Annotated in this window: 18 protein-coding genes; 10 read left to right on the plus strand and 8 right to left on the minus strand. The window is 59.9% G+C overall.

Annotated elements, in window-relative coordinates; all coding sequences use genetic code 11:
- Nucleotides 1-40: 40 nt before the first annotated feature.
- Nucleotides 41-733 (minus strand): hypothetical protein, encoded by a 693-nt coding sequence (locus Q5H93_RS15300; RefSeq protein ID WP_305007466.1) that lies wholly within the window; start codon nucleotides 731-733, stop codon nucleotides 41-43.
- A 678-nt stretch (nucleotides 734-1,411) separates the two neighbouring features.
- Here Q5H93_RS15300 and Q5H93_RS15305 point away from each other — a divergent pair.
- The 3 genes from Q5H93_RS15305 (at nucleotide 1,412) to Q5H93_RS15315 (ending at nucleotide 7,367) form a co-directional block, all read left to right on the plus strand.
- Nucleotides 1,412-4,432: a SusC/RagA family TonB-linked outer membrane protein gene (locus Q5H93_RS15305; RefSeq protein ID WP_305007467.1), complete on the plus strand. Its 3,021-nt coding sequence runs from the start codon at nucleotides 1,412-1,414 to the stop codon at nucleotides 4,430-4,432.
- A 15-nt stretch (nucleotides 4,433-4,447) separates the two neighbouring features.
- On the plus strand, nucleotides 4,448-6,121 hold the full coding sequence (locus tag Q5H93_RS15310) for a RagB/SusD family nutrient uptake outer membrane protein (protein ID WP_305007468.1): 1,674 nt from the start codon (nucleotides 4,448-4,450) through the stop codon (nucleotides 6,119-6,121).
- Between the two features lie 181 nt (nucleotides 6,122-6,302).
- Nucleotides 6,303-7,367: a SusE domain-containing protein gene (locus Q5H93_RS15315; protein ID WP_305007469.1), complete on the plus strand. Its 1,065-nt coding sequence runs from the start codon at nucleotides 6,303-6,305 to the stop codon at nucleotides 7,365-7,367.
- A 489-nt stretch (nucleotides 7,368-7,856) separates the two neighbouring features.
- Here Q5H93_RS15315 and Q5H93_RS15320 read toward each other — a convergent pair whose 3' ends face one another.
- Nucleotides 7,857-8,111, minus strand: a complete 255-nt coding sequence (locus Q5H93_RS15320) for a T9SS type A sorting domain-containing protein (RefSeq protein WP_305007470.1) — start codon at nucleotides 8,109-8,111, stop codon at nucleotides 7,857-7,859.
- A 1,257-nt stretch (nucleotides 8,112-9,368) separates the two neighbouring features.
- Between Q5H93_RS15320 and Q5H93_RS15325 the strand changes: the two genes are divergently transcribed.
- Nucleotides 9,369-10,223: an N-acetylglucosamine kinase gene (locus Q5H93_RS15325; protein WP_305007471.1), complete on the plus strand. Its 855-nt coding sequence runs from the start codon at nucleotides 9,369-9,371 to the stop codon at nucleotides 10,221-10,223.
- Nucleotides 10,224-10,362: 139 nt separating this feature from the next.
- Here Q5H93_RS15325 and Q5H93_RS15330 read toward each other — a convergent pair whose 3' ends face one another.
- A complete protein-coding gene (locus Q5H93_RS15330; RefSeq protein WP_305007472.1) occupies nucleotides 10,363-13,158 on the minus strand; it encodes an alpha-amylase family glycosyl hydrolase in 2,796 nt (931 codons plus the stop codon).
- Between the two features lie 194 nt (nucleotides 13,159-13,352).
- Between Q5H93_RS15330 and Q5H93_RS15335 the strand changes: the two genes are divergently transcribed.
- On the plus strand, nucleotides 13,353-14,276 hold the full coding sequence (locus Q5H93_RS15335) for a DUF2279 domain-containing protein (protein WP_305007473.1): 924 nt from the start codon (nucleotides 13,353-13,355) through the stop codon (nucleotides 14,274-14,276).
- A gap of 56 nt (nucleotides 14,277-14,332) precedes the next feature.
- On the opposite strand, the gene Q5H93_RS15340 is transcribed toward Q5H93_RS15335, so the two are convergent.
- The 4 genes from Q5H93_RS15340 to pulA form a co-directional block, all read right to left on the minus strand.
- Entirely contained in the window at nucleotides 14,333-14,914 is a 582-nt protein-coding gene (locus tag Q5H93_RS15340; protein WP_305007474.1) for a hypothetical protein, read from the minus strand.
- Between the two features lie 103 nt (nucleotides 14,915-15,017).
- Nucleotides 15,018-17,360 (minus strand): mechanosensitive ion channel domain-containing protein, encoded by a 2,343-nt coding sequence (locus Q5H93_RS15345; protein ID WP_305007475.1) that lies wholly within the window; start codon nucleotides 17,358-17,360, stop codon nucleotides 15,018-15,020.
- Nucleotides 17,361-17,462: 102 nt separating this feature from the next.
- Entirely contained in the window at nucleotides 17,463-17,729 is a 267-nt protein-coding gene (locus Q5H93_RS15350) for a hypothetical protein (protein WP_305007477.1), read from the minus strand.
- A 137-nt stretch (nucleotides 17,730-17,866) separates the two neighbouring features.
- Nucleotides 17,867-19,873, minus strand: coding sequence for a type I pullulanase (gene pulA / locus Q5H93_RS15355; RefSeq protein WP_305007478.1), 2,007 nt, complete (start codon nucleotides 19,871-19,873; stop codon nucleotides 17,867-17,869).
- Between the two features lie 245 nt (nucleotides 19,874-20,118).
- Here pulA and Q5H93_RS15360 point away from each other — a divergent pair, with 245 nt between their 5' ends.
- From Q5H93_RS15360 to Q5H93_RS15380, 5 genes are all read left to right on the plus strand, one after another.
- Nucleotides 20,119-20,790 (plus strand): hypothetical protein, encoded by a 672-nt coding sequence (locus Q5H93_RS15360; protein ID WP_305007479.1) that lies wholly within the window; start codon nucleotides 20,119-20,121, stop codon nucleotides 20,788-20,790.
- 3 nt (nucleotides 20,791-20,793) lie between these two features.
- Entirely contained in the window at nucleotides 20,794-21,768 is a 975-nt protein-coding gene (locus Q5H93_RS15365) for a hypothetical protein (RefSeq protein WP_305007480.1), read from the plus strand.
- Between the two features lie 175 nt (nucleotides 21,769-21,943).
- Nucleotides 21,944-23,722: an OmpA family protein gene (locus tag Q5H93_RS15370; RefSeq protein ID WP_305007481.1), complete on the plus strand. Its 1,779-nt coding sequence runs from the start codon at nucleotides 21,944-21,946 to the stop codon at nucleotides 23,720-23,722.
- Nucleotides 23,723-23,724: 2 nt separating this feature from the next.
- Nucleotides 23,725-23,901, plus strand: coding sequence for a hypothetical protein (locus Q5H93_RS15375; protein WP_305007482.1), 177 nt, complete (start codon nucleotides 23,725-23,727; stop codon nucleotides 23,899-23,901).
- A gap of 290 nt (nucleotides 23,902-24,191) precedes the next feature.
- Nucleotides 24,192-24,968, plus strand: coding sequence for an ABC transporter permease (locus Q5H93_RS15380; RefSeq protein ID WP_305007483.1), 777 nt, complete (start codon nucleotides 24,192-24,194; stop codon nucleotides 24,966-24,968).
- An 88-nt stretch (nucleotides 24,969-25,056) separates the two neighbouring features.
- Here the strand turns inward: Q5H93_RS15380 and Q5H93_RS15385 are convergent, their stop codons facing one another.
- Nucleotides 25,057-25,431, minus strand: a complete 375-nt coding sequence (locus Q5H93_RS15385) for a four helix bundle protein (protein WP_305007484.1) — start codon at nucleotides 25,429-25,431, stop codon at nucleotides 25,057-25,059.
- Between the last annotated feature and the right edge of the window lie 136 nt (nucleotides 25,432-25,567).

Genomic DNA, 25,567 nt, shown 5'->3' on the forward strand with positions numbered 1-25,567 from the left:
GGCCTTTCCGCAACGGGTGGCACCACATCAACCTGAAGCGTTAGCGAATGGTGGAGCCGCTGCCGGCGCCCCGCTCGGCCGAATCCATCCGGCGCAGGGTGTAAACGGCCCGCACCGAATCGACACCGGGCAGTGCATTCACTTGAAAATCAAGCAAAGCGCCTTGTTTCTGCGGGCCTTTCACGAAATGCCGGTATTCCTCGGCCGACTCGCGCACCACAAACAGCTCGCCGGGGGACGGAATTTTCAGCTTTGAATAGGTGCTACGGCCGTCGCCGGCGGGCTTGCGCTCGGGGTCGGCAATGAGGTTGGTGCCGAGCAGGCGGTACTTTTTTTCGTCGGTGCCGGGCAGGCCCAGGTTGCCCACGCCATCCACGTAAACTTCGCGGCGCGACACCAGCTGGTCGGGCGAGAGGTAGCGTAGCAGGGCCAGATGGTCTTCCTCCATGATGAGCTGCTGCACGGCCTTGCCGGGAGGCGCCTGCTCATAGTACACGATGATAGGATTTTTCATCCGTAGCCGGCTCACGATGATGGGCGGCACGTCGTCGTCGGGGTCACCCTTCTTGATGACGATGGGGGCGTTGGTCTTGCTTTTTGATTTCGCGCCGGCCGCCGTTTTCGATTTGGTTTTCGATTTCGAAGGCATCGTAAAGCCAGGCTGGTCCTGGGCCAGGACTTCAGAGAAAGAAGCTGCGAAGAACAGCGCTACGAGCAGTAGGTGCTTTTTCATGAACATGCGAAAAGTCAAAATTAGGCAGTAGAACCCAGCCCGCCACCCCGCTCCCCTTATTAAATACAGTACAGGCCTGCAATTTTAGGAGTTTCACGGCAAAAAACAAGTGTTCCTAGCCTTGTAGCGGTCCAATTTGCGGACATGATTCGGGTACAACAGCCAGCGAAGGCCAATTTCGGGCCAATATTGCCTGCAAACGATTGCAGCGCTTTATGATGCGCTAGTGTTTCTGTCCCAAAAAGAAGCGGCTTTTTTGTCCGATAATGGACAAAATGCCGAAAACGGGATTCCCGGAAAAAGTCATTTGTCCGGCCTCTTGATTGTTGAGAAAAACCGATACATTCGTCCCACAGAAACCCAACTATGTTGAAGGCCGAGAGGAGAACTAGCAGCGCAGACTGGTCGAACGAGACACATCATTGACCGAGGAAAAGGCTTCACTGGCCGGTGTTTAGTCGGCCACACCCATTTAAAAGCGGTAAATTGCGCGGTTAATTCACAATTCGGCATCGTTTGCGGGAACGTTTTTCACTTCTAAACGACAAGACAATCAGTTACTGTCCGAGCGGGGAATTTTTCGGTTTCCGTCGCTTACCACACATGTTTTTTTCGCCTATCCGGCGTTTTTCTGTTTCCCACCATTCACTTTTTTTTTAACTAACCCCTGTTTCCTTTATGAAACACCCCTACCTAGCGAAACTCTTGTTTCTGCTACTATTCCTAAGCTTTGGCGCCGTCACGGGTGCCTGGGCACAGACCACTGGTTCCGTGAGCGGACGCATCACGGATGAAAAAAATGAAGGCGTTCCGGGCGCTACCGTCATCATCGACGGCACCACGTTCGGCGGCTCTTCCAACATGGATGGCACGTACAGCATTCAGAATGTGCCTGCTGGCCCGCAAACGCTGGTTATTTCGTACGTAGGCTACAACACCGTGCGCCGCCCGGTGACGGTAGTGGCCGGTGCCAACACTGAAGTGTCGGCGGGCCTAACTGAAAACGCGACCGCGCTGAGCGAGGCCGTAGTTATCGGCTACGGCACGCAGCGCCGGCAGGACATCACCGGCGCCGTAGCGCAGGTCGATTCCAAGCAGTTTGTGCAAGGTCAGGTAACCAACCCCGAGCAGTTGATTCAGGGCAAAGTGGCCGGCGTGAGCATCACGACGGGCGGTGGGGCCCCAGGTGCTCCTTCCACCATCCGTATTCGCGGCAACTCGTCGCTGAATGCCAACAGCGACCCGCTGTACGTTATCGACGGGGTGCCCGTGGATAAAGGCGGCATCAACGGTGCTTCCAACCCGCTCTCGCTCATCAACCCCAGCGACATCGAAACCTTCACGGTGCTGAAGGATGCCTCCGCCACAGCCATTTATGGCAACCGGGCTTCGGGTGGGGTAATCCTCATCACGACCAAGAAAGGCTTGCAAGGCGAAAAGCTGCGCGTGGAGCTGAACTCGCAAACCGGCATCTCCACGGTGGCGCGTCGCTACGAAACGCTGTCGGCTGGTGAGTTCCGGGAACTGGTGACGGCCAATGCGCCGGCTACGCAGGTGGCCACGCTGGGTACCGCCAACACCGACTGGCAGAATGAAATATTCCGCACGGGCGCTACCTACGACAACACGGTGAGTCTGATTGGCAGCATTGCCAAGAAAGTGCCCTTCCGCGTGTCGTACGGCAACCTCTACCAGGAGGGTATCGTCATCACCAACAAGCTGAAGCGTAATTCGGGTTCGATTAGCCTGAGCCCCACCCTGCTCGATGAGCATCTGCGCATTGATGTCAACGCGAAAGGCAGCGTTATCGACAACCGGTTTGCTGACTACGGCCAGATTGCTGGCGCGGCATTCTACGACCCCACGCAGCCTGTTCGCTCTACCGAAGGGCAGTATGGCCGCTACGGTGGCTACTACCAGTTCCTGTCGTCCGGCCCCACCTTTGCGCCGCTGGGCAATGCGCCCGGCAACCCGGTAGCAGCCATCAACAACCTGGAGGACGTGAGTACGGTGAAGCGCCTCATCGGTAACGTGCAATTCGATTACAAAGTGCACGGCGTGGAAGGCCTGCGGGCTAACCTCAACCTGGGCCTCGACATTGCCCGCGGCAGAGGCTCCAAAAGCTATGCTCCCGGCGACTTCGGCAACTACAACAAGGACTTTCCCAATGACCCGGGCAAAAACGGCTCTTACAACCAGTATTCCCAGGACAAGGACATGAACCTGCTGGAAGCCTACATGGCGTATGGCAAGCAGCTGGGCGCCGCCAAGCTCGATGTGCAGGCGGGCTATGCCTACCAGACGTTTAAAGACCAGGGCCCGAACTTCCTGACTTATCGCTCAGACCGTACCACGCAAATCAACCCCGACGACACCCTGACGGTGCCGGGCTTCTACAGCCAGTACGTGCTGCTGTCGTACTTCGGCCGGGCTACCGTGAACGTGAGCGACAAATACCTGCTGACGGCTACGCTGCGTAACGACCGCACTTCGCGCTTCCGCGACGGCTACAACAGCGGCTGGTTCCCGGCCCTGGGTCTGGCCTGGCGCATCAAAGGGGAAGACTTCCTGAAAGACAACACCACCATCTCGGAACTGAAGCTGCGCGTCGGCTACGGCCGCACTGGCCAGCAGGACATCGGGGGCGCCTACGACACGCAGCCGCGCTACGCTTACGGCAATGCCCAGTCGCAATACCTGTTCGGGAATAATGGTACCGGCTTCATCACCGGCCCGCTGGGCTACAACGCAGCCCTGACCTGGGAAACGACCAGCACCTACAACGCCGGCCTGGACCTAGGCTTCGCCGACAACCGCCTCACGGCCACTATCGATGTGTACCAGCGCACGGCCAGCGACCTGCTGCAGGAAGTGAACGTGCCGGCTGGCTCGAACCTCGTGAACCGCCTCAACGCCAATGTGGGCTCGCTGCGCAACCGCGGTATTGAGCTGGGCCTCAACTACGGCGTACTGCGTTCAACCGATTTGAACTGGGATGTGAACGTGAACGGCGCCTACAATGTTAACGAAATCACCGACCTGGGCCTGCAGGACGCCGGCTTCCCCGGCCAGCAGCTTGGCGACATTGGCGGCGGCACCGGCAACCAGATTCAAATCAACAGCGTGGGTTACGCTCCCAGCTCTTTCTACGTGTTCCAGCAAGCCTACGGCCCCGACGGCCGCCCGCTGCAGGGTGCTTATGTGGACCGCAACGGCAATGGCTCGTCGACCGACGACTATTACCGCTACAAGCAGCCGGCCCCGCTCGTGACGCTGGGCTTCAGCTCGAACCTGAGCTACAAGAAGCTGTTTTTTGCCTTCACGCTGCGTAGCAACCTCGGCAACTACGTGTACAATGCCAACGATGCCGACCGCGGCAACTACGCCAACGCCAAAGGCTCGACGCTGTTTGTAAACAACCTCTCGCCCGACGTGCGCAATACGGGTTTCACCGCCCAACAGCTTTTCTCGGACTACTACGTGCAGAACGCCTCGTTCCTGCGCTGCCAGAACATCTCGCTGGGCTACAACGTGGGCAAGGTAATGGGCGTTTCGACGCTGCGCATCACCGGCAACGTGCAGAACCCCTTCCTCATCACCAAATACAAAGGTGTGGAGCCCGAAATCTTTGGTGGTATCGACCGCAACTTCTATCCCGTGGCCCGCACCTACACGCTGGGCATCACTCTTGGCATTTAATTCCCTCCCCCTTCCATGAAAAAGACTCTCTTCAATGGGGTAGCCGCGCTGGCGCTGGGTACGGCCCTGGCTAGCCTGACTACTTCCTGTAACAAAGACCTCGACCAGGCGCCCAAGTATGAGCCTACGCCTGACCGGGTATATACCAGTCTGGCCGCCTACAAAGGCGTGCTGGGCAAGATTTACGGAGGCTTTGCCCTCACCAGCCTGGGCGGTGCCGGCGGCGACAGCGACATCAAGGGCATTGACGGCGGCACGGGCAACTACCTGCGCCAGCTGTGGAGCGCCCAGGAGCTGACCACCGATGAGGCCGTGGTGGCCTGGAACGACCCTGGCATTCAGGACTGGCACAACATGAACTGGGACGCCAACAACCCTCTGTTGCGCGGCCTCTACAACCGGGCGTACTACGAAATCAGCATCTGCAACGAGTTCATCCGGGAGTCGTCGGAAGACCGGCTGACCCGCCGCCTGCCGGCTACCGATGTGGCCGAAGCCCAGCGCTTCCGTGCCGAGGCGCGTTTCCTGCGGGCCGTATCGTATATGCACGTTATCGACCTGTTCGGAGGCGGTCCGTTTGTGACCGAAGCCAATGAGGTTGGGGTAGCGAAACCGCCCTATAACACTCGTCAGCAGCTTTTCACTTTTGTAGAGAAGGAACTGCTGGAACTGGCTACCGACGCCGGCCTGAAAAAATCTCGCGAAAATGAGTACGGCCGGGTGGACCAGTCGGCCGCCCACGGCATGCTGGCCCGTCTGTATCTGAACGCTGGCGTGTACACTGGCACCGACCAGTACAACAAAGCTGCTGAGCAGGCGCAGCTGGCCATCAATGGCTACGCGCTGGCTAAAGACCCCAGCACCAACGCCGCCGGCCGCACCATTGTATCGAGCTACGGACGTCTCTTCCTGGCCGACAACAATACGAGCCCGGCAAAAGACGAGATTATCTGGCCGGTACTGTTTGACGGCACGCGCGCCCAGACCTACGGTGGCACTACCTTCCTCGTGAATGGTGCCGTTAACGGCGCCGATGCCAACTGGCAGAAAGCCGTCGGGCAGTCGACTGGCTGGGGCGGCATGCGCGCTACCCGCGCCTTAGTCGACAAGTTCTTCATCCTGGGCGACACGGCGGTTGACCGTCGGGGCCGCTTCTGGAAGCCGGGCCAGTCGCTCGAAATCGCGGACCAGCTACAGTTTACCCAAGGCTTGGGCGTATTTAAATACCGCAACATCAACTCGGACGGCTCGGTAGTAGAAGGCTCGAACAACTTCTCCAGCGTCGACTTCCCGATGCTGCGCGTGGCCGACATGATGCTCATCTACGCCGAAGCTGCTACCCGCGGCAACGCCAACCGCGCCACGGCCCTGGACTACGTCAATCAGATTCGTCGCCGTGCCTTCGGCCGCACCGACCTGACTGCTGCCTACGTGCCGTCGGATATTTCCGATGCCCAGATGACGTCGGACTTCATCCTTGATGAACGGGCGCGTGAGCTGCACTGGGAGGGCCTGCGCCGCAGCGACCTCATCCGCTACAACAGGTTCACTGAGAATACCTACCTTTGGCCCTGGAAAGGTGGTTCGGCTGCTGGCCGCGGGGTTGATGCCCGCTTCAAGCTGTTCCCCATTCCGAACTCGGACATCACGGCCAACTCCAATCTCATTCAGAACCCCGGGTATCTGTAAGATTTGCAGCAACCGTGCGTTGGCACTGCTAACGCACGGTTGCTATAAGCTTCTGATGGGCACTGTAGCTGAGCTGACAAGTTAAGCTGTACTTGTTTTTCTAAAAAAACAGCACTTTTTAATCGTCAGTTAAGTTTGCTGCCCAGAACCCTATTCCTCTCATTCAATTCAACTTTATCCAATGAAAAACTGGCTTACCCAAGCAGTGGCGGGCTTAGCAGCAGTCACGATGCTGGCCTCGTGCGAGAAGGACGAAACCCGTGTAACAGTGCAGCCCGGTGACTCGCCGGCTCTCGCAGCAAGCACGGCAGTAGCCGGTGTGCTGACCAGCGCCAACGCCGCTAAACCTATTGTGAAGTACACCTTCCCGGCTTTCACGAGCACTACCTCAGGCCCCGCCGTAGCAATGCCTATGCAGTACGAGCTGCAGGTGGCTAAAACGGGCACCAACTTTGCCGCTCCTACCACCATCGCCGTTGACACGGTTGGTCGGAAAACGCTGACAATTGGTGACTTGAACACGGCGCTCATCAAAGCTGGTCTGACTCCTGATGTGGAGGGAACGGTAGATGTGCGACTGCGCACCGTATACGCGGCCAACAGCGCGTCGCTGTATTCCAACGTAACCACCATAAAGGCTACGCCTTACTCGCGCGAGCTGTATCTGTTCGGCAGTGCGTTTGCGCTGGCTTCGGCTCCTTACATTCAGGAGCGCGACGGCCTGGCACAGCAGTATGAGGGTTACGTTTATTTCCCGCAAGCAGGTGCTACCGTTAAGCTTTCGAATACGCAAACGTCTTCGGGCACTGTGTTCGGGACCGATGCTACCAACCGCGTAGTGAGCGGAGGTACCAACGATATCACCTTCCGCCAGAAGGGTATGTACCGCGTGCGTCTGAACCTGGCTACGGGCGCTCTTGATACCGTGCATACCGTGTGGGGCCTGGTTGGCTCGGCTACCACCAACAGCGGTGCCGGCTGGGATGCTTCGAAGCGGATGACGTACAACGATACGACCAAAATGTGGACCTTTACTGGTAACATTCCTGGTGCAGGGAGCAACAATCAGTTTAAGTTCCGGGCCAATGACGCTTGGGCCATCAACCTGGGCTTGACCAAGAAGGCAACCGATGCGGCAGACCTGCTGGAACAGGATGGTGATAACATCAACCTCAGCAGCCCCGGAACTTATACGGTTTCGCTGGACCTGAACACCCCCAACGCCTATAAATACACAATCAAGTAAGCTTTGCAGCTAATCGAACAAGAAAGCCCGGTCAATTGACCGGGCTTTCTTGTTTAAGACGAAGGGGGTAATACCTTTTTCGGCTTCCGGCGATTGAACAGCTACCCACATGCGGCGCCCCACTACGCCCTACTTTCGTTTTTTCATCGCAACTTTTTTTCTGTCTATGATTCTTCCAACGGTGGCTCTACGAGCTGGCACTAGTGCCAGCTCGATAACGCATACCACCGCGTCTACTTCACCACCGAAGGGTATAACTCCGACTCCGTCGATGGGTTTATATTATGGCTTCGCTGAATCAGACCAGGCCCGACACCCACCTCCGCAACAAATGAAAGAAGAGGCATTTCTACGCTGCCGGCATGTTGTCGAAGGCTAATGCCGATATGTCAGTGACGCGCTCAATGGCACCGTGCAAACTTATCAGGCAATGAAAAAGCCCCGGCGCGTAATGCGCCGGGGCTTTTTCATCACTCTAAAGCGGCATGCTTACAGCAGCACTACTTTGCGGGTAGCGGTGCGGGCTCCCTGCTGCACTTTCACGAGGTAGGTGCCAGCGGCCAGGTTAGCGGCGTTCAGGTCTAGTGTTTGGGTGCCGGCGGCTTTGGGGCCGTTTTCCAGCACGCGCACTTCGCGGCCCAGCAGGTCGGTGAGGGCGATGCGCACCTGCTCTGAGCCAGCGGCTACGCTGTAACTGATGGTGGCGCGGCCAGCCACGGGGTTGGGGGCTACGATGAGGCCCATGGCGGCCGCAGCAGCGGTTGCTTTGGTACTTAGTACGCCGTTGGCGCCCAGAGCAAAACTTGCCGTTTGCAAGCCCGGAATTGCAGCGAAGTCAACGTCGTTGCCGGTAGCCCCGTTATCTAAGCCGCCCAGGTTTGGACTGGGTAAGCCAGCTGGAAATGCTCCTTCTGCCTGCGGAATAAATTCACCAGATGCATAGCCCCCATTGCCGTTATTATAGATAGCAAAAACCAGGAATCCGGCACCCACTGCAGTTGCCCCCAGGGCTGCCCGGTCTAGCTCGATTTCCCAACCATAAGAACCTGCTGCTCCGTAAGTAGCGCCCGTAGTTGGGACAGTGTTGCCAGGATTGGTACCGATTTCACCATTTGTGGTGTTGCGATAGGCCATGCGGGCATTTGCGAGTTGAGCGTACGCACCTGTAGCAACAGCTGGGCTAATAGTGAGGGCGGTACCATCACCAACAATTGCGCCCCCGGTAGTCGTAATTTGACGGCTATCGATTGCCGTGGCTGAAGTAAAGAAGGCCGCCTCCGCAAGGTAGGTTTGGGGGGTAGTACCACTATTACCACGCAAAGCAAAAGCCAGATTAGTAGGTTGGTCTAGCTTGATACGCGTGATTTTCTCGAATGAGGTACCGCCCGCGCCAGCAGGCAGAAAGGTACCGGCTGGCACACCAGCTGCCCCAGGAATATTCAGAAAAATCTGAAACGCATTGCTACCTGGGTCTACGGTACCTCCCAGAAACAGATATACTTTATCGACGGTGCTGGCCGCGTAGAGGCTCAGTAGTCCCCGCGCACCAAAAGGACGTCCCGTGTTTGGGTCCCCCGTGAAAGTGTTGCTTTTGCCCAGCAACACATAGTTGCCGGCTGTAAGCTCGGAGGTAGTGAGCTGACCATCAACAACTACTTGGGCATGAGCGCTAAGGCTGCCAACCGCCAGTACGCTGGCGGCAGCAAGGGTAGATATTTTTTTCATGGAATTTGAAAAAGGGTGTGGGATTTATTGATTTGATTAAAATGGTCTTGTCATTGCGACGGGTCCATTCCCACAAAAAGACCTTACGCCGTACGCAATTCAAACGTTTCAGATTGGAATCGGGCCTGTCCACAAACGTTTTTTGGCTAGCAGACTGCTAACCAAGCCGCACCCTGGCTTTGAGGTGGCAACCGCAAGCATTAGCGGCCCGGTGAGGTGGCGCTTCTGGCGGCCGCGCCCTACATTCGCTGTTCTAAACGAATTTTTCCTCGCCTTATGATGCTCATTGCCGACGGCGGCTCCACGAAGTGTAACTGGTGCCAGCTCGACGACGCGAACCGTCGCGTCTATTTTAATACCGAAGGGTATAACCCGGACTTTATCGACACGACTGGCATCGTGGCGTCGCTGACGCAGAATCTACCCGATACCCTGCCCCGCAATGAGGTAACGGAAGTGCATTTTTACGGCGCGGGCGTGTCGTCGCAGGCCAAGGCCGACGTGATTGGCAATGCCATGAAACAGCTGTTTCCGAACGCCAAGGTAGAGGTGACTGAAGACCTGCTGGCGGCCGCCCGGGCGCTGCTCGGCCGCGAGCCGGGCTTTGCCGCCATCCTGGGCACGGGCACCAACTCGTGCATCTACGACGGCCAGCAAATCACTTACAACGTCGATTCGCTGGGCTATTTCCTGGGCGACGAGGGCTCGGGCTCCTTCATCGGCAAGCGCCTGCTGCGGGACTACCTGCGCGGCCTGCTGCCCGATGGCCTGCAGGAAATTTTCAAGGAAACCTACTCGCTGGGCTCGCGCAACGACATTCTGGACCGCCTCAACAACGGCCCGCTGCCCAACCGCTTCCTGGCCAGCTTCGCCAAGTTTGCCTACGACCACAACAACGTGAGCTACTGCCGCGACATCGTGCAAATCGGCTTCGAGGCCTTCTTCCAAAACCTGGTGCTGCACTATCCCAAATACCAGGATTACAGCTTCAACTGCATCGGCTCGGTGGGCTACAACTTCCGTGATATTCTGACGCAGGTGGCCAACAGCCACGGCATGCAGGTGGGTAAAATCATCCGCTCTCCTATCGATGACCTGGTGACGTACCATGAGCAGGCCAAAGCTCTTTAGTTTTGAAGTATGAGTTAAGAGTTTTGAGTTGCTGGCGGTATTCTCACTGACTAGGCTCAACTCCAATTCAAAGCTCCAGAAACAGAAATCCCCGCCGTGTAGCACGGCGGGGATTTCTGTTTTAGCGGGTGGTGGGCGTTTACTTGCTCACCACCAAGCGGGTCGTTTGCTGTAGGTTGCCCGATTGCAGGCGCACCATGTACACACCGGCGGCCAACTTATCGAGCGGCAGCTCGAGGGTGTGCTGGCCGAGGCTTTCGCGGGTGGCGGGCAGGCTCAGGATGGCCTGGCCCAGCACGTTGCTTACCGATACCTGCACACTGGCCGCCTGCGGCAGCTCGTAGTGAAGCGTAGCGCTGGTGCTGGCAGGGTTGGGCGCGGCCACCAGGCGGAAGGCGTTGGTGGCCTGGGCGGCGCGGGTGCCCAGCACGGTGCGGGTCAGGCGGCGGTTGGTATATACGGCGTACTCACCAGCGTTGAGGGTGAGTAGCGCCTGGGTGTTGGTTACCGTGATGCTGTCACCGGTGAGGTAGTTGTACCAGCGGCCGGTGCTTTGGAAATTCGGGTTAATCTGGTCGCCAAATACGCCGAAGTTGCCCACGGCCGTCACATTGAGCGAGGGGTCGGTGAGGTGCACGACCTTCGACTGCGAGCCCAGCTGATAGGTGAAGGCGCCCGTGCTGAACGCCGGCTGCTTGTGCAGGGCAATAAGGTTGGCGTAGGTGGCGTACAGCTTGCGGCGGGCGGGGTCCTGGTAGTAATTCCAGCGAATGGGCTTGGAACCGGTGCGGCCATTAAAGTCGATGTTGACATCGTAGCCCAGCTCGCCAAACTGCCACACCATTTTGGGGCCGGGGATGGTGAAGAAGAAGGCCGCGTTCATTTCCATGCGCGCCAGGGCGGTGCCAAGGTTACGAGTGTTGTAGCCCCCCGCGCCACTAAGGCCGTAAGTGAGGGCGGCGTACATGTTGCGCTCCTCATCGTGGCTTTCCATGTAGCTCACCAGGTTAGGCTGCTGCCAGTTGCGATTGGCATGGTAGGCGTAGCTGGGGTTGGCATTGCGGCCCTGGCTCAGCTGGTCGTAGGCGCTGTGGATGTTGCCCCACAGCATCATGCCGGCGTTTGAGAGGGCAATTTCTTCCGTGTTATCGGCGAAATGCTCCAGAATGACATACGTGCCGGGGCGGGTGGCCTGCATGTGGTTGTTGTAGTCGTTCCAGATATTGATGCGCGACTGGTCGTAAGCCCCCCAGGCGCCCACGTCGTTCGGGGTATTGCGCTGCGTAAAGCCCTTGCTGAGGTCGAAGCGGTAGCCATCGATGCGGAACTCGTTCACCCAGAAATCCATCACGTTCTTCGAGAAGGTTCTGGTGAACTGGCTTTCGTGGTTAAAGTCGTAGCACACGTTGAAGGGGTGCGTGGCCGTGCGGTTGTACCAAGGGCTGTTGGTGGCGGGGTTGCCGTTGTCGAAGTACAGCTGCACCATCGGGCTCTGGCCGCAGGAGTGGTTGAGCACCATGTCGAGCACCACGGCCATGCCACGGCGGTGGCATTCGTCGATGAGCGCTTTCAGCGCATCTTTGGTGCCGTAGTATTTATCGACGGCGAAGTAGAAGCTTGGGTTGTAGCCCCAGCTGTCGTTGCCCTCAAACTCGTTCACCGGCATCAGTTCGATGCAGTTCACGCCCAGGCGCTGCAGGTAGTTCAGCGAGTCCTGCAAGGTCTGGAAATCGTGGCGCTGAATAAAGTCGCGCAGGTGCAACTCATACACTACCAGGCTGCTCTTGGCCGGACGGGTAAAGGTGGTCGTCTGCCAGTTATAAGGCGTCTGGTTGGTCTGAAAAGTGGACATAATGCCCGACTGGCCAGCCGGGTAGCTCAGGCGTCCCGGGTAAGTGACGGCCGGAATATACTGGTCGTTGCCGGGGTCGAGGATTTTCTCGGTGTAGGGGTCGGCCACGTGCAGCGTACCATCCACAAAGTACTGATAGGCATACTCGCGGCCCGGCGTGAGGCCATTGAGCTGCACCCACCACATGTTGCCATCGGGGGTTTTGTTCATGTAAGCCGAGTTCAAGGGCTGGAAGTTGTTAAACTCGCCCAGGGCGTACACAAACTGCTTGTTGGGCGCCGTGAGGGCCAGGATAACCGAGGTGCCGCCGGCCAGGTAGGTGATGCCTTGCTTGGCGCCGGCGGGTAGGGCGGCCGTAGTCACGGCGGGGCGCACCACCAGCGCCAGCGAGTCGGAAACGGCGGTGGCACCGCTGCCAGCCGTCACTTTCACCAGGTTGTAGCCCGCCACGGGCGTCACGTTGCCCGAGACGGTGGTGGCGTTGGCGGCCGTGGTCACGGTGGTGCCATTCAGCGTCAGGGTCAGGTTGGCGGCCAGGGCGCTGGTGCCCGTGATGGCCACCGACGTGCCGGCCGTCACAAACTGCGGTGCCCCCGTGCTGCCCGGCTGCGTGATGCGCACGGCCTGCGTGGCCTGGTTCACATCGACGAAAATATCGCCACCATTGGCCGCCCGGCCCACCACGGTACCCGCAGCGTTCTTGAAAAGCATGCCCAGGCGCAGCACCGTTTCGTTGGCGGGCACGGGGTAGAATCCGCGCACCGTTGGGCTGAGGGTGATGGTGTAGATATTAGGAGACACGCGCGTCATCAGGGCCGCCGGGTCGGCCGCGCCGAAATTGGGGCTTTTCACGTTGCGCCAGTTGGTGTTGCTGGTGCTGAGGTTGGTAACGGTGCCCGTCCAGATGTATACGTCACCGGTGAAGTTGTTGAGCGCGCCGTTGCCCAGGGCGGCGTTGTAGGTGATGGTAACGCCCGTGCTGTTTTCGGTGAAGAAAACCGGGTTGGTGGTCACCACCTGCGCCTGCGCCCAGGCCGGCAGCAATAGCGCCAGCAGCGCCGCAAATAAGTGTAAGTGCTTCATGTAAGAAGGGAACGGGTAAGTGGGAAATTAAAAGTCGATTAAATTCAAAAAATGAATCAGTTACCTGCAATCGTTTGCAGTGATTTTGAGGATGCAAGATACGAATTTACCGCCCGTCACATTCGATTGCAGGCCCTGCGCCCGGCGTATCTTTGGGGTTCTATTCGGGTTTCATGACGCGCCGTTTCCCCCTTTTGGTTCCCCGCTGGGGTTTGGCTTTGGGCCTGAGCTGCGGGCTGCGGCTGGCGGCCGCGCAACCGCTCAATAGCCCGGCAGCAGCAACCGCCTCCCCTGCCCTCGCCGACACGCTGCTTCGCCCCAACCGCCTGCGGTTGCTGGTGGGCGGTTCAGCGCTGGGCTACGGCCTCATTTACACTGGTCTGGCTACGGCCTGGTACACCGGTCCGCGTGCGCCGCTGCACTGGTTCAACGACTGGCCCGAGTGGAAACAGATGGACAAGGCCGGCCACGCCTGGGGTGCCTTCCACGAAAGCCGAGCTGCCGTAGACCTGCTCCGCTGGACCGGCCTGAGCGAGAAAAAGTCCATCTGGTACGGCTCCTTCGTCGGGTTCGTGGTACAAAGCCCCATCGAGCTGTTTGACGGCTTCGACCCGGCTTATGGCGCCTCGGCTACCGACTTAGCCGCCAATTTTGTAGGCTCGGCCGGGGTACTGGCGCAGCAGCTGGCCTGGCACGACGTGCGCATCATGCCCAAGGTGTCGTTTCACCTCTCGCCCTACGCCCGGCGGCGGCCCAATGCCTTGGGCAGCAATTTCCCCGAGCGTTTATTAAAAGACTATAACGGCCAGACCTACTGGCTGTGTACCGACGTAGGTGCCTTCCTGAAGCCCGGCAACCGCTGGCCGCGCTGGCTACAACCGGCCGTGGGCTACGGGGCGGAGGAAATTGTGTACAACGACGCTGGCGTGAATGCCGCGCAGGGCCTGCGGCCGTACCGGCAGTATTATTTGTCGTTCGACGTGGATTTGCGGCGCATTCCCACGCGCAGCAAGTTCCTGAAAACATCCTTTTATATACTTAGCATCATACACTTACCAGCGCCGGCGCTGGAGCTGAGCGGGCGCGGCAAGTGGAGTTTTCACGGGTTGTATTATTAGGTATGAATTAAGAGTTTTGGGCTTTAGGTCAAAACTCTTAATTCATACCTCCATACTTACTTCTTCACGGTCACCGCCGTGCCTGCCGGAATTGGTATTTCCCGCGCCGTTTCGAACTGGCCGGGCGTAACCGCCTCTTCATTTACCCGGCGCTGCACGATGCGCAGGTGGTGGCCGCCCACGTTGAGCACCGCCAGGTCGGAGCTCACGCCGGAATTAGCATCGTAGGCGCGGAAGCCCAGCAGCATATCGGCCGGGAAGTTGGCGAGCTTGGCTTTTTCGGCATTCACCACGTCGGGCTTGCCGTTGAAACGGCCCAGGTCGATGTCCTGGGGCTTTTTGCCGCTCAGCAAGAGGTGGGCACTGCTGCGCTTGGCGCTGGGGTTGTCCGCGTCCTTCACTGGCTTGAAATCGAACGCTGCGGTGATGGTTTGGGCCGGAGCGGCAACCTCCAGCGTGGGCTCGGTGGCGGTGGCGTCGGCCGGCGCGGCGGCCGAGTCGGCGGGGGCAGCGGGCTGCTCAACGGGGGCTTCGGGAGCCGGGGTAATGGCTGCGGCAGGCTGCTCGGTGGCAGTATTTTGGCCGCAGCTGGCTAGGAATAGCGCAGCCGCCAGCAGGGAGTAACAGGCGTGTTTCATAAAATGCAAAAGCAAGGTTTAGCGACGTAAGATTACAAAAGAACTGTCATCCTTGCCTTCGGAACCACGAATTAAGGATGACAGTCATCAGTATCGCAGCTACTTACTGCAGCTCGATGCCCTGCTGCGTGAAGCGCTGGTGAATGCCGGCCAGGATTTCGCTTTTCACCATCTGCTCCTGCCGGATGTTGGTAATCCAGAACAGCACTTTCAGCTCGTACACTTTGGTATTGACGGAGTTGAGCAGAATTTCGGGCGGTGAATTGTGCAAGGTATTGGTGCTGGCTTTAATTTCCTGCTCGATAAGCTGACGCACCGCGCTCAGGTCGGCACCGGGGTCCACTTTCAGTGTCAACTCGACGCGGATATGGTTGTTGCTCAAGGTCCAGTTGATGACGTGGCCGGACAGCAGGTCGCCGTTGGGCACGATGACTTCGGAGCCGGCCAGGGTGATAAGCTTGCTGGAACGAATGCCGATGTCCTTGACGCGGCCCGACTTACCGGCCACTTCAATGAAGTCGCCGACGTGAAACGGCCGCTCAAAAATCAGGATAATGCCCGAAACCAAGTTGTTGACCACATTTTGCAAACCCAGGCCAATGCCCACGCTCAAGGCTCCGAATACCAGGGCAATTTTATCGAGCGGCAAGCCTAGGGCTGCCACCGCCAGCAGGAAGCCCGTGACCAGCACCACCAGCCGGATGGCCACCATGCGCGAGCTGCGCTTGTTGAAATCGGAGCTGAAGTCGTCGTCGGTTTCACCGAAGAAATAGCCCACGTATTTCTGCAATTGATTGGAGGCGTAGAGGATGCCGAAAAACAGCAGGATATTACCCACCGTGAAGGCCGTGCTGCCCACCAGCCGCGGCCGGGTCAGGAACTCGCCCAGGCTGTGAAAGAGCCGGTCGTACCAACCCAGATTGGAAGTGAAGACCATGAGCCACAGCCCGGCCACCAGCACCGACAGCACCCGGCGCAGCTCCACCTCAATTTCGCGGAAATTGAACCGCGCCCCCGCCCCGCCCGCCAGCCGGCTACGCTGCATCTGGAGGTGAAAGGCTTCGGTGATGAGACGGATGAAGACCGACAGCCCGATAATCTGGGTGATGCCGAAAATGGCCGTCGTGCTGCATAATTTACTCATTGCTACCCGACCGCTAAAATTGAGCAGCGCCGCCAGCACATTGAGCAACACAAAAATCAGCGTGACCGGCCGCACAAACGCCGACAGTGAGCGGTGCCCCTTGATGCGCTGCCAGAATAGCCAGCCGAACCCCGCTGCCCCCAGGTTGAGCACCAGCATCCACCAGCGCACCATTGGCCCTGGCCCGCTCACGGCATTGGTGAGCGCCAGCGCCACGAACAAGACGAAAAAGCCCAGCCAATACAGTCGCATGTCGCTGGTCCAGCGGCGCCAGATGATGGCCGTGAGGGCCAGTATCAGCACCAGCTGCTGCAGGTCGAGGTAGGCGGCAGGCGGCTGCAGGTCGAACAACGGGGCCAGGTTGAGCATCACCAGCAGGGCACCCAGCACGGGGGCCGGGTTGAGGTAGAAGAACGGCTGCTCGGCGCGTTCGGGTGCGGCATTCACCTGACGATAGTTCCAGAACACCCAGCCAAAGTAGCTGAGCCCGATAAGCGCCAGCCACACCCAATGTTCCCAGTTCTCACTCAGGTAGTAGCGCACTATTTTGCGCTGCCCGGCGTAGGACTGCCGCACCAGCTCGCGGGCTTTCTCCGATTGCTGCACCAGGGTATCGGGCGCCTCCCAGAGGGCGCTGCGCTCAGCGGCCAAGCCGTTGCGGCCTAGGCGGCGCAGCTTGCTTCGTACCTCGTCCTGCAGCTCCAAGCTCAGGATGATGCCGTTGGAAACCCGCGTTTGGAGGGCGTTGATTTTGTTCTGGTTTTTGGCCAGGCGGCGGGCAATGCGCTGCTGCTTGGTATTGAGCTTCTGCATAGTTTCCTCCAGCGCGGCCTCCGTCGAATCGGTGGGTAGCGCGAGATTCTGGCCTAGCTGTTTGAGCTGCCCGGCCATCTGGCCCAGCCCTTTTTCCGATTGGGCGAGGTCGGTGCGCCAGATTTTCAGCTGGTCCTGCATGTCGTCCAGCAGCACCTGGAAGGTCTGCAGCTGCTTCACGTTCACCACTGTGCCGAACCGCGTCAGGTTTTCTTCCACCACGGCCAGGTTTTCCTCCACCGTGGGCAGTTCGTCTTCGGTGTCGCCGGTGTCGGCCACGCGGCGCATGTCGGCGTTTATCTGCCCGATTTTCAGGTAAGCACCCTCGATACGGTGGGAAGCGTCTTCTTCCTGCACCGAGTCGAGCGCGGTGGCAACGGGGCGGGTCTGGGCCATCGAGCCGAACCACCCACCCGTCAGTACAATCAAAAAAAGAAAAAGCCGCCGCCCGGCGGCTTTCAGCATTATTTCCTGCTCACGTTTCTGCATGCACGAAGGTAAGAAAACAAGTAGCGCGGACTTTGTAGTCCGCGAGTCAGAACGTTCTGACTCGCGGACTACAAAGTCCGCGCTACTTTCAGCAACAAGGATTTAGTTCAGGTACAGCCGGTGCACAATCTCGAACCGGTGCGGGGCGAAGGCATTGAAGTACGGGGCCTCGCCATTGAAGGCCAGCACGTGCAGCAGCGGCATACCTTCGAGACGGCTTTCGACCACGCGCACGGCGTACACCTGGCCTTCTTCGGGCCAGTCGCCCACGTGGTTATACGGACGGTTGCCGGCGTCTACGCAGATGGCGTAGTCCAGGTACGGGGCGCTGCGGGTGGCTTCGGCGAAGGTGTGGCTAGATACTTCCATTGGGCAAATGTAATGGCGCGCGGGAAATAGAAAAGGTTGTACGGAGGAAAGTTAAGAGTTGCGAGTTAAAACGCTGGCTGGTCTGCCTTTCAACTTTTAACTCCCCACAAACCGCGCTAAGGTCGTTTCGGTTCGACTCAGGGCTGCACGAGGATGAGGGCGGTGCTGGCGGGCAGGGTGAGCGTAGCCCCGGCGGGGTGGTCTAATTGCTCGATTCCCTGGTCGTTAATCTGCTCGCCGCGCAGCACGACGCGGTAGCGCCCGGCGGGCAGCGGCACCGTCGTGGGCGTGCGGTTGCCGTTGAACAGCAGGATGATATTCTGCCAGGGGTCGCCGCCGGCGTGCTCTTTCAGCTGGTAGCCGATGGTGTTGGCGGGCAGGCCGGGCAGGAATTCCAGGTGTTTGGCAATCAGCTCCTGGCTGACGAGCCGGAAGGCCGGGTGCCCGCGCCGCAACGCAATGAGCCGCTGGTAGAAGCGGTGAATGCGCAGGTACTGCGCCTTGCGGGCCCAGTCGAGCTGGTTGACGCTGTCGGGCTGGTTGTAGGAATTGCTGGAGCCGTCCTTGCTGCGCAAAAAATCATCGCCGACGGGCAGAAATGGGATGCCCTGCGAGGTGAAAACGATGGTGTTGCTGAGCAAGTCCATTTTTATCAGCTCGTCTTCGGTGGCGCCGGGCACCGAGGCCATCAGCTTGTCCCAGAGCACCCGGTCGTCGTGGCAGGCCACGTAATTGATGGCCTGGTCCGGCGATTTGGCCCAGGGGGCTTTGCTGTAATTTACCTTGGCGTAGTCGAGCTGCGGGTGCCGGGTGGCGGCCACGATGCCGAATTTCACGCTCTCCTCCAGCCCTGGCTGGCCGCTGGCGAAGCCAGGCTCGCGCTGGTGGGCAAAGTGTCCTTTCACGCCGTCGCGCAGCTCGTCGCCAAAAGCGGCGATGCGGTCGAGCTGGCCCACGTTGGCCTTCACGGCGCGCTCGGCCTCGGGCAGGGGGCTGGCCCCGGCCGTCCAGCCCTCGCCGTACACCAGGATGGTGTGGTCGACTTGGTCAAGTATCTGACGCACTTCGCGCATGGTGCGAAGGTCGAGCACGCCCATGAGGTCGAAGCGGAAGCCGTCGACGTGGTATTCGCGGGCCCAGTAGGCCACCGATTCCACGATAAGCTTGCGCACCATCTTGCGCTCGGAAGCCACTTCGTTGCCGCAGGCGGTGGAGTTCGAGAGGCTGCCATCGGCGTTGTGGCGGTAATAGTAGCCGGGTACCAGCTGCTCGAAGGCGCTGCGGCCCGCGTCGGCGGTGTGGTTATACACCACGTCGAGCACCAGCCGCAGGCCGCGCTCGTGGAAGCCGTGGACCATCTGCCGAAACTCGCGGATACGCACGGCGGGGTCGGCGGCATCGGTGGCGTAAGTGCCCTCGGGCACGGTGTAGTACAAGGGGTCGTAGCCCCAGTTGTAGCGGCCCTCGGAATGGGCTTCGTCAATGGAAGCGAAGTCGTTGGTAGGCAGCAGGTGCACGTGGGTCAGGCCCAGGTCCTGCAAGTGGTCGAAGCCGGTGCGCACGCCTTTGGGGCCGCGGGTGCCGCCTTCGGCCACGCCCAGGTACTTCCCTTTGTGCCGCACACCCGACTCGGGGTGCACCGTGAGGTCGCGCACGTGTACTTCGCCGATAATGGCGGCCGTGGGCAGCTTGAACTTGGGGCGGAGGTCTTCTTTCCAGCCGGCCGGGCTGGCGCTGCGCGGGTCGAGCAGGGCCCCGCGCTGGCCGTTGAGGCCCACGGCGTGGGCGTAGGGGTCAGCTACTTCGGCCAGCTGCTTGCCGCCAATGGTGGCCTGCACGGTATAGAAGCGGCCGGGTGTGCTGGTGGGCAGCGTGTAGGTCCAGGTGCCGCCGTCGCTGGCTTTCATGGCGTGGGTAGCTACGGGGATGCCGCCGGTACCCTCGGCGTAGAGACGCAGGCGCAGTTCGCTGGCGGTGGGCGCCCATACCCGGAGCGTGGCTTCGCCGTTCGGGGCGAAGGTCAGGCCGAGGTCGGGGCCATTGTAGGTGGGGTATGAGTCGTAGTCGGGCAGGCCCTTGGGCGGGCGCGAGCTGACGCAGGCCGTGGCAGTCAGGAGCAGGCTCATCAGCAGCAGGGATTTCATAAAAATGAGGGCGCGAAGGGGAAACAGGGAAGCAATGAGCACACTACTTCGGCTCGAAATTACCGGAATGAAAAACAGCGCTTTTCATTTTGAAAAAAACAGCCATTTGCCAGTCAGGACAAAGGTCAGGAAAATAATTTTTACTGACTGTCTTAAAATCAGTTAAACGAAAACAATCATTTTTATTTCCGCTTCGGCACCGGTATTGGCCTTAGGCAGCCATCATCAAAACCACCGCTGCCGCCATGCCTATTCTGGACAACCTCGCCAAAGCGGCGAAGGACTTTTTTATCGACGACGAGCACTCGCCGGTGCCCGCCGGGGCCACTCCCCTGCCCCTCGCGGCGGTGCCGGCCTTCGCGCCGGGCGCGCCAGCCCTCGCCCAGCCCGAGCAGCGCCACCTCGACCACATTGCCAGCCTGCTGGCCGGCGACGGCCACGACTTCGCCGCCTACACCAAGATGGTGCGCAGCATGGCCGGCAGCGGCATGGCCGGCCCCTTGCTCTACCAAACGGCCTTCAACGCCTTCGCCGCCCTCACCGGCCAGGACCTGCCCGCCCTGCTGGCCTCGGCCGAGCAGCTGACCGACACCCTGGCCACCGACCGCGCCCGCGTGCAGCAGCGCCACCGCGAGAAGCTGGGCGAAGCCCCCGCCCCCGCTGGCCCGCCCAGCGCCATCATGGAGCTGCTGAGTCAGGAAAAGCAGCTGCAGGCCGACCTCGCCGAACTCAGCCAGCAGCTGGCTGACAAAAGCCAGCTGCTCCAAACCACGCAGCAACAGTTGCACGCCGAGCGGCAGCGGGCCGACGCTTCGCTGGCTTCCTACGAGCTGGCCCACGCCGCCGCGCTGGGCGAGCTGCAGGCGCACCGGCAGGCCGCGCAGTCATTCCTTGCTACCAATCCTTCAACTCACTAAGCCATGCAAACCTTATTACCTCCGTCTTCGGAAACCACGTTGCCCAAGTGGCAGCAGCCCGAGAAAGTAGCCGCCTGGCTGCTGCTGGCTGGCTCCGTTGGCACGGGCATCTACTTCTGGGGGCAAATCGTGCCTTACCTCGTTGATATTGTGTTCGACACCGTGAAACTGGGCATCGGCCTGGGCGGGTTGTTCACGCTGTTTTTGCTGGCGACCAATAAGCGCCTCAAGGCCGGATTATGGTATGCCAGCCAGCGCATTCTGCGCACGGCGGCGGGCATTTTCGTCAACACCGACCCCATCGGTATCATGGAAGACTACATCCATAACACCGAAAAGGAAGCCCGGCAGATGGACGCCGAAGTGGGCCACATCGAGGGCGCGCACGAGCTGCTGAAGCGCAAGCTGGCCGCCAACACCGCCCAGATGAAGGAGTACCTGGCCCTGGCCGACTCGGCCCTGCGCCTGGGCGAGAAGGAAGCCGCCGACAGCTACGCCAGCCGCGCCGCCCAGCTGCAGGACTACAGCCAGCGCCTGCAGCCCATGGCCACCACCACGGCCAACGTGACGCTGGTCATGCGCCAGATTCTGAAAGCCGCCCTACGCCAGATTGACGGCAGCAAGTTCAAAGTCAACTTGCTGAAAGACGAGTACGAGCTGGTGAAACGCACCAGCTCGGGCATGCGGGCCGCCATGAACATCCTGCGTGGCGACCCCGACAAGAAGTATTTCTTCGACCTCGCTACTGACCGCGTGGCCGAAGAAATGGCCCGCCAGCTCGGCCAGATTAAGCAGGCGATGCGCTACTCACAGGCGTTCGTGAAGGAGATGGACATCCAGAACGGGGTGATGAGCGAGCAGGGGCAGCGGCTGCTTGAGAAATACCAGCAGGGCGATTTTAATGCGGTGTTGCAGTCGGTGCCGGGGCCGGTGGCGGCCTGCACGGCGAATGACGCTTATGCCAGTTTGCTGGACTAAAGGCTGATGGCGCGGGGCTCCAGCCCCGGGCCGACTATTCGCGGACCTCTGGCCCGCAACGCCAGAGCGATACCCAGAAATAAACCCAAGCGGCGCGGTCCCGCGCCGGCCAGAGGCCGGCAAATAACCGGCACGGGGCAGAGTCCCGCGCCATCTTCAAAACCATTTTTCAACCATGACAACTCGCGGTAAAATCGTCATCGCTGCCTTCTTGGCAGCCGTGCTCTACTTCGGCATCAACAAATTAATTGCCAGCGGCCTGCTCTTCAAAAAAGCCGCTACCGAATCCATCCTGCTCAATTCCATCGAGCTTCCCGCCCCGGCTGCCGGCGCCCGCACCACCCTGGCCGTGCCGCTGGCTCCGCTGCCCGGCGCCGAGCCCGCCGAAACCGGCACGGCCGTGGTGTGGGAGGTGATGGCCTGGAACAGCCAGATGGCCGGCATGCTGGCCAATGGCGGCCCGCGCAGCACCCAGGGTTCCAGCATGGCCGCCAACGGTCTCGACCTGCAAATCGTGCGGCAGGACGACGTGGCTAAAATGCAGGCCGACCTCGTCAAAAACGCCCTTGACCTGCAGAATAATCCGGCCACCCCGGGGCTCATCGTCAGCATTATGGGTGACGGGCTGCCGGGCTTCTCGGCGGTGCAGGAGCAATTGCGCAAGGCGGGCACGGGGCTGCAAATTATTCCTTACAGCTGCGGCAAATCGTTTGGCGAAGACAAGTTGATGGGACCGAAGGAATGGCTCGACAATCCCAAAGCCGCCCTCGGCCACACCATTGCCTGCTACCTGCGCGACGGTGACCAGAATATCGCCCTGAAATGGTGCGCCGACAACGGCCTGAAGGTGAACCCTGACGAAACCACCTACGACCCCGAAGCGGTGAATTTCATGGCCGCCAGCGACTTTTTGGTGGCGGCTGAAAAGTACATCCTCGGCAAGCCTGAGAGTCGGGTGAAGGTGGTGAAGGGCCAGAATACCGGCGTAAAAGTGGATGTGCTGGCCGACGCCGTGGCCACTTGGACGCCCGGCGACGTGAACATCGCCAAGCAGAAAGGCGGGCTGGTCAACATTGTATCGACCAGGGACTATTCCAACCAGATGCCCAACATCATGGTGACGACCAAACGCTGGTACGATGCCCACCCGAAAGAAATTGAGGGCCTGATAACCGCCCTGGCCGTGGCCGGCGACCAAGTGAAGGCCCACCCCGAGGCTCTGCAGCGCGCCGCCGACATTTCGGCCCAGGTGTATGGCGACGCCGACAAGCCCGGCGCCTACTGGCTGCGCTACTACAAAGGCGTGAGCGAGGCCGACCGCCGCGGCGAAGTGGTGGAGCTGGGCGGCAGCAAGGCCTTTAACTTCAGCGACAACCTCACCCTCTTCGGCCTCAACCCCGGCGGCACCAACATCTATGCCGCCGTGTACAAGACCTTCGGCGACGTGCAGAGCCGCCTTTACCCCAAGGAGCTACCCAGCTACGTACCCCTCACCGACATGCTCGACCTGACGCCCCTGCGCCAGCTGCAGGAAAAATACCGGGGCAAAACCCTGGCCCCGGCCGAAGCCCCGCAATTCGCGGCCGATGATGAAATCCGCCAAAGCGTGAGCCGCCGGGCCTGGAATATTGAGTTCAACACCGGCCAGAGCAGCTTCACGCCGGCCGCCCAGCGCCAGCTCCGCCAGCTGTTTGACGACCTGGTGGTGGCGGGCCGGCTGAAGGTGGCCATCCACGGGCATACTGACAACCACGGCGCCCCGCAGCTCAACGAGCAGCTCTCCGAAGACCGCGCCCTGGCCGTGCAGCACTGGCTGGAAGGACACGGGGCCAGCGCCTTCCCGGCCGGCCGGGTGCAGGTGTACGCCCACGGCGCGGCGGAGCCGGTGGCTTCCAATGCGACGGATGCCGGCCGGGCGCAGAATCGGCGGGTGGAGGTTGTGCTGGGGAATTAGGATTGGGGGCGGACGCTCCGCTGCACGAGTCGGGCGTCGAGCTGCACGAGTCAGGCATCGCGCTGCACGAGTCAGGTGTCGCGCTGCACGAGTCGGATACCGCGCTGCACGAGTCGGATGCCACGCTGCACGAGTCGGATGCCACGCTGCACGAGTCGGATACCCAGCTGCGCGAGTAAGGTGTCCGACTGCTTGTGTAGGGCATCCCGCTGCTTGCGAAAGGCGGCCCGCTATTCCTGTGAGCCGGCGGATTGTGCTGGGGAATTAGAAGAACGTCATGAATGAAAGAACGTCATCCTGAGGCGAACGCAGTGAGCCGAAAGGACCTCGCCCGCGCCGGTCGCAGCAGTAATTTCTTCCGGCGCGAACGATTGGAATTACCACCACAACGAAGCGGGCGAGGTCCTTTCGGCTCACTGCGTTCGCCTCAGGATGACGTTCTGATTTACACCTTTTCCTCCCATTCACCATGACCTCTCTCTTCACCCCCAACGCCCAGCCACCCCGCGCCACCCTCCTATTCCTAATCGCCGCCCAGGCCCTGGTGCTGCTGATGCTCTGGTTATTCTACCCCCTCCAAATCTTCCCCAGCCTCGGCAACGTGCTCATCGCCCTGCGCGAACTCATCACCAGCCAAAATCTCATCCAGGAGCTGTGGGCCAGCATGACCACCGCCCTGCAGGCCCTAGGCGCGGCCACGGTGCTAGCCTTACTCATCTCCTACCTCACGGCGCTGCCGTTCTTCCGGCCGCTGGCCTACGCGGCCTCCAAGATGCGCTACCTCACGCTCACCGGGCTCACGTTTTTTATGGCGCTGCTGGCCAGCTCGGGACAGCAGGTGAAGCTGTCGGTGCTGGTGTTCGGGGCCACAGTGTACCTCGTGACGGGCATGACCAGCGTGATGCTGGGCACCACGCAGGAGGAAATGGACCACGCCCGCAGCCTGGGCCTGGGCGAGTGGCGCAGCTTCTGGGAAGTGGTGGTGCGCGGCAAGCTGGCCGCCATGCTCGAAGTGGTGCGCCAGAACTTCGCCATCATCTGGACGATGATTACGCTGGTGGAAACGCTGTACCAGGGCGAGGGCGGGATTGGGCTGCTGCTGTATAAGCAGAACCGGTATCTGCATCTGGATGGGGTGGTTGCAATACAACTAATTATCCTTGTCACGGGGGCGATGCAGGATTGGGGTTTCACTTTGTTGAGGCGGGTGTTTTTTCCTTATGTGGGGTTGGGAGTGGTGAAGTAGGTTTTTGGTGTTAGGTGTTAGGTGTTAGGTGTTAGGTGTTAGGTGTTAGGTGTTAGGTGTTAGGTGTTAGGTGTTAGGTGGCGTACGACTACTTGGATGGTTGCGGGTTGGAATTTGGCAGGTTTCTCCGATAGGTGATGAGGTTATTGAGCATCTGACAACCTTCGGTTAGCAGCCGCAGCAATTCTGTGGCTTCCACAGTAGTGATGAGTTTTCGCTTATGTGCCCGCTTCACCCACAACGTCGTTTCGCGGGCCGAGCCCCGGGCGATGATGAAGAAGTGCAACGCATCGGCCTTGCTGTAGCGCCCATCCCCTTCTACCAGATTCGCTCCAACGCTGTCGGCCGACCGAATAACCTGCTTGCCAATCGTGTCCTGCGCCAGCATTCGCCAGCCCTGCACAATTTCCCACATTCGGTCGGATACTTCCTCAAAGCGAGCGAATACCGCCAGTTCTTCCATTGGCCGATGCATACCTCAAAACGCAAGACGTCAAAAAAATAAACAAGCTTCAAATATACCCCAACACCCAACACCCAACACCCAACACCCAACACCCAACACCCAACACCCAACACCCAACACCCAACACCCAACA

The organism is Hymenobacter aranciens (assembly GCF_030580865.1).
GTDB lineage: Bacteria > Bacteroidota > Bacteroidia > Cytophagales > Hymenobacteraceae > Hymenobacter > Hymenobacter aranciens.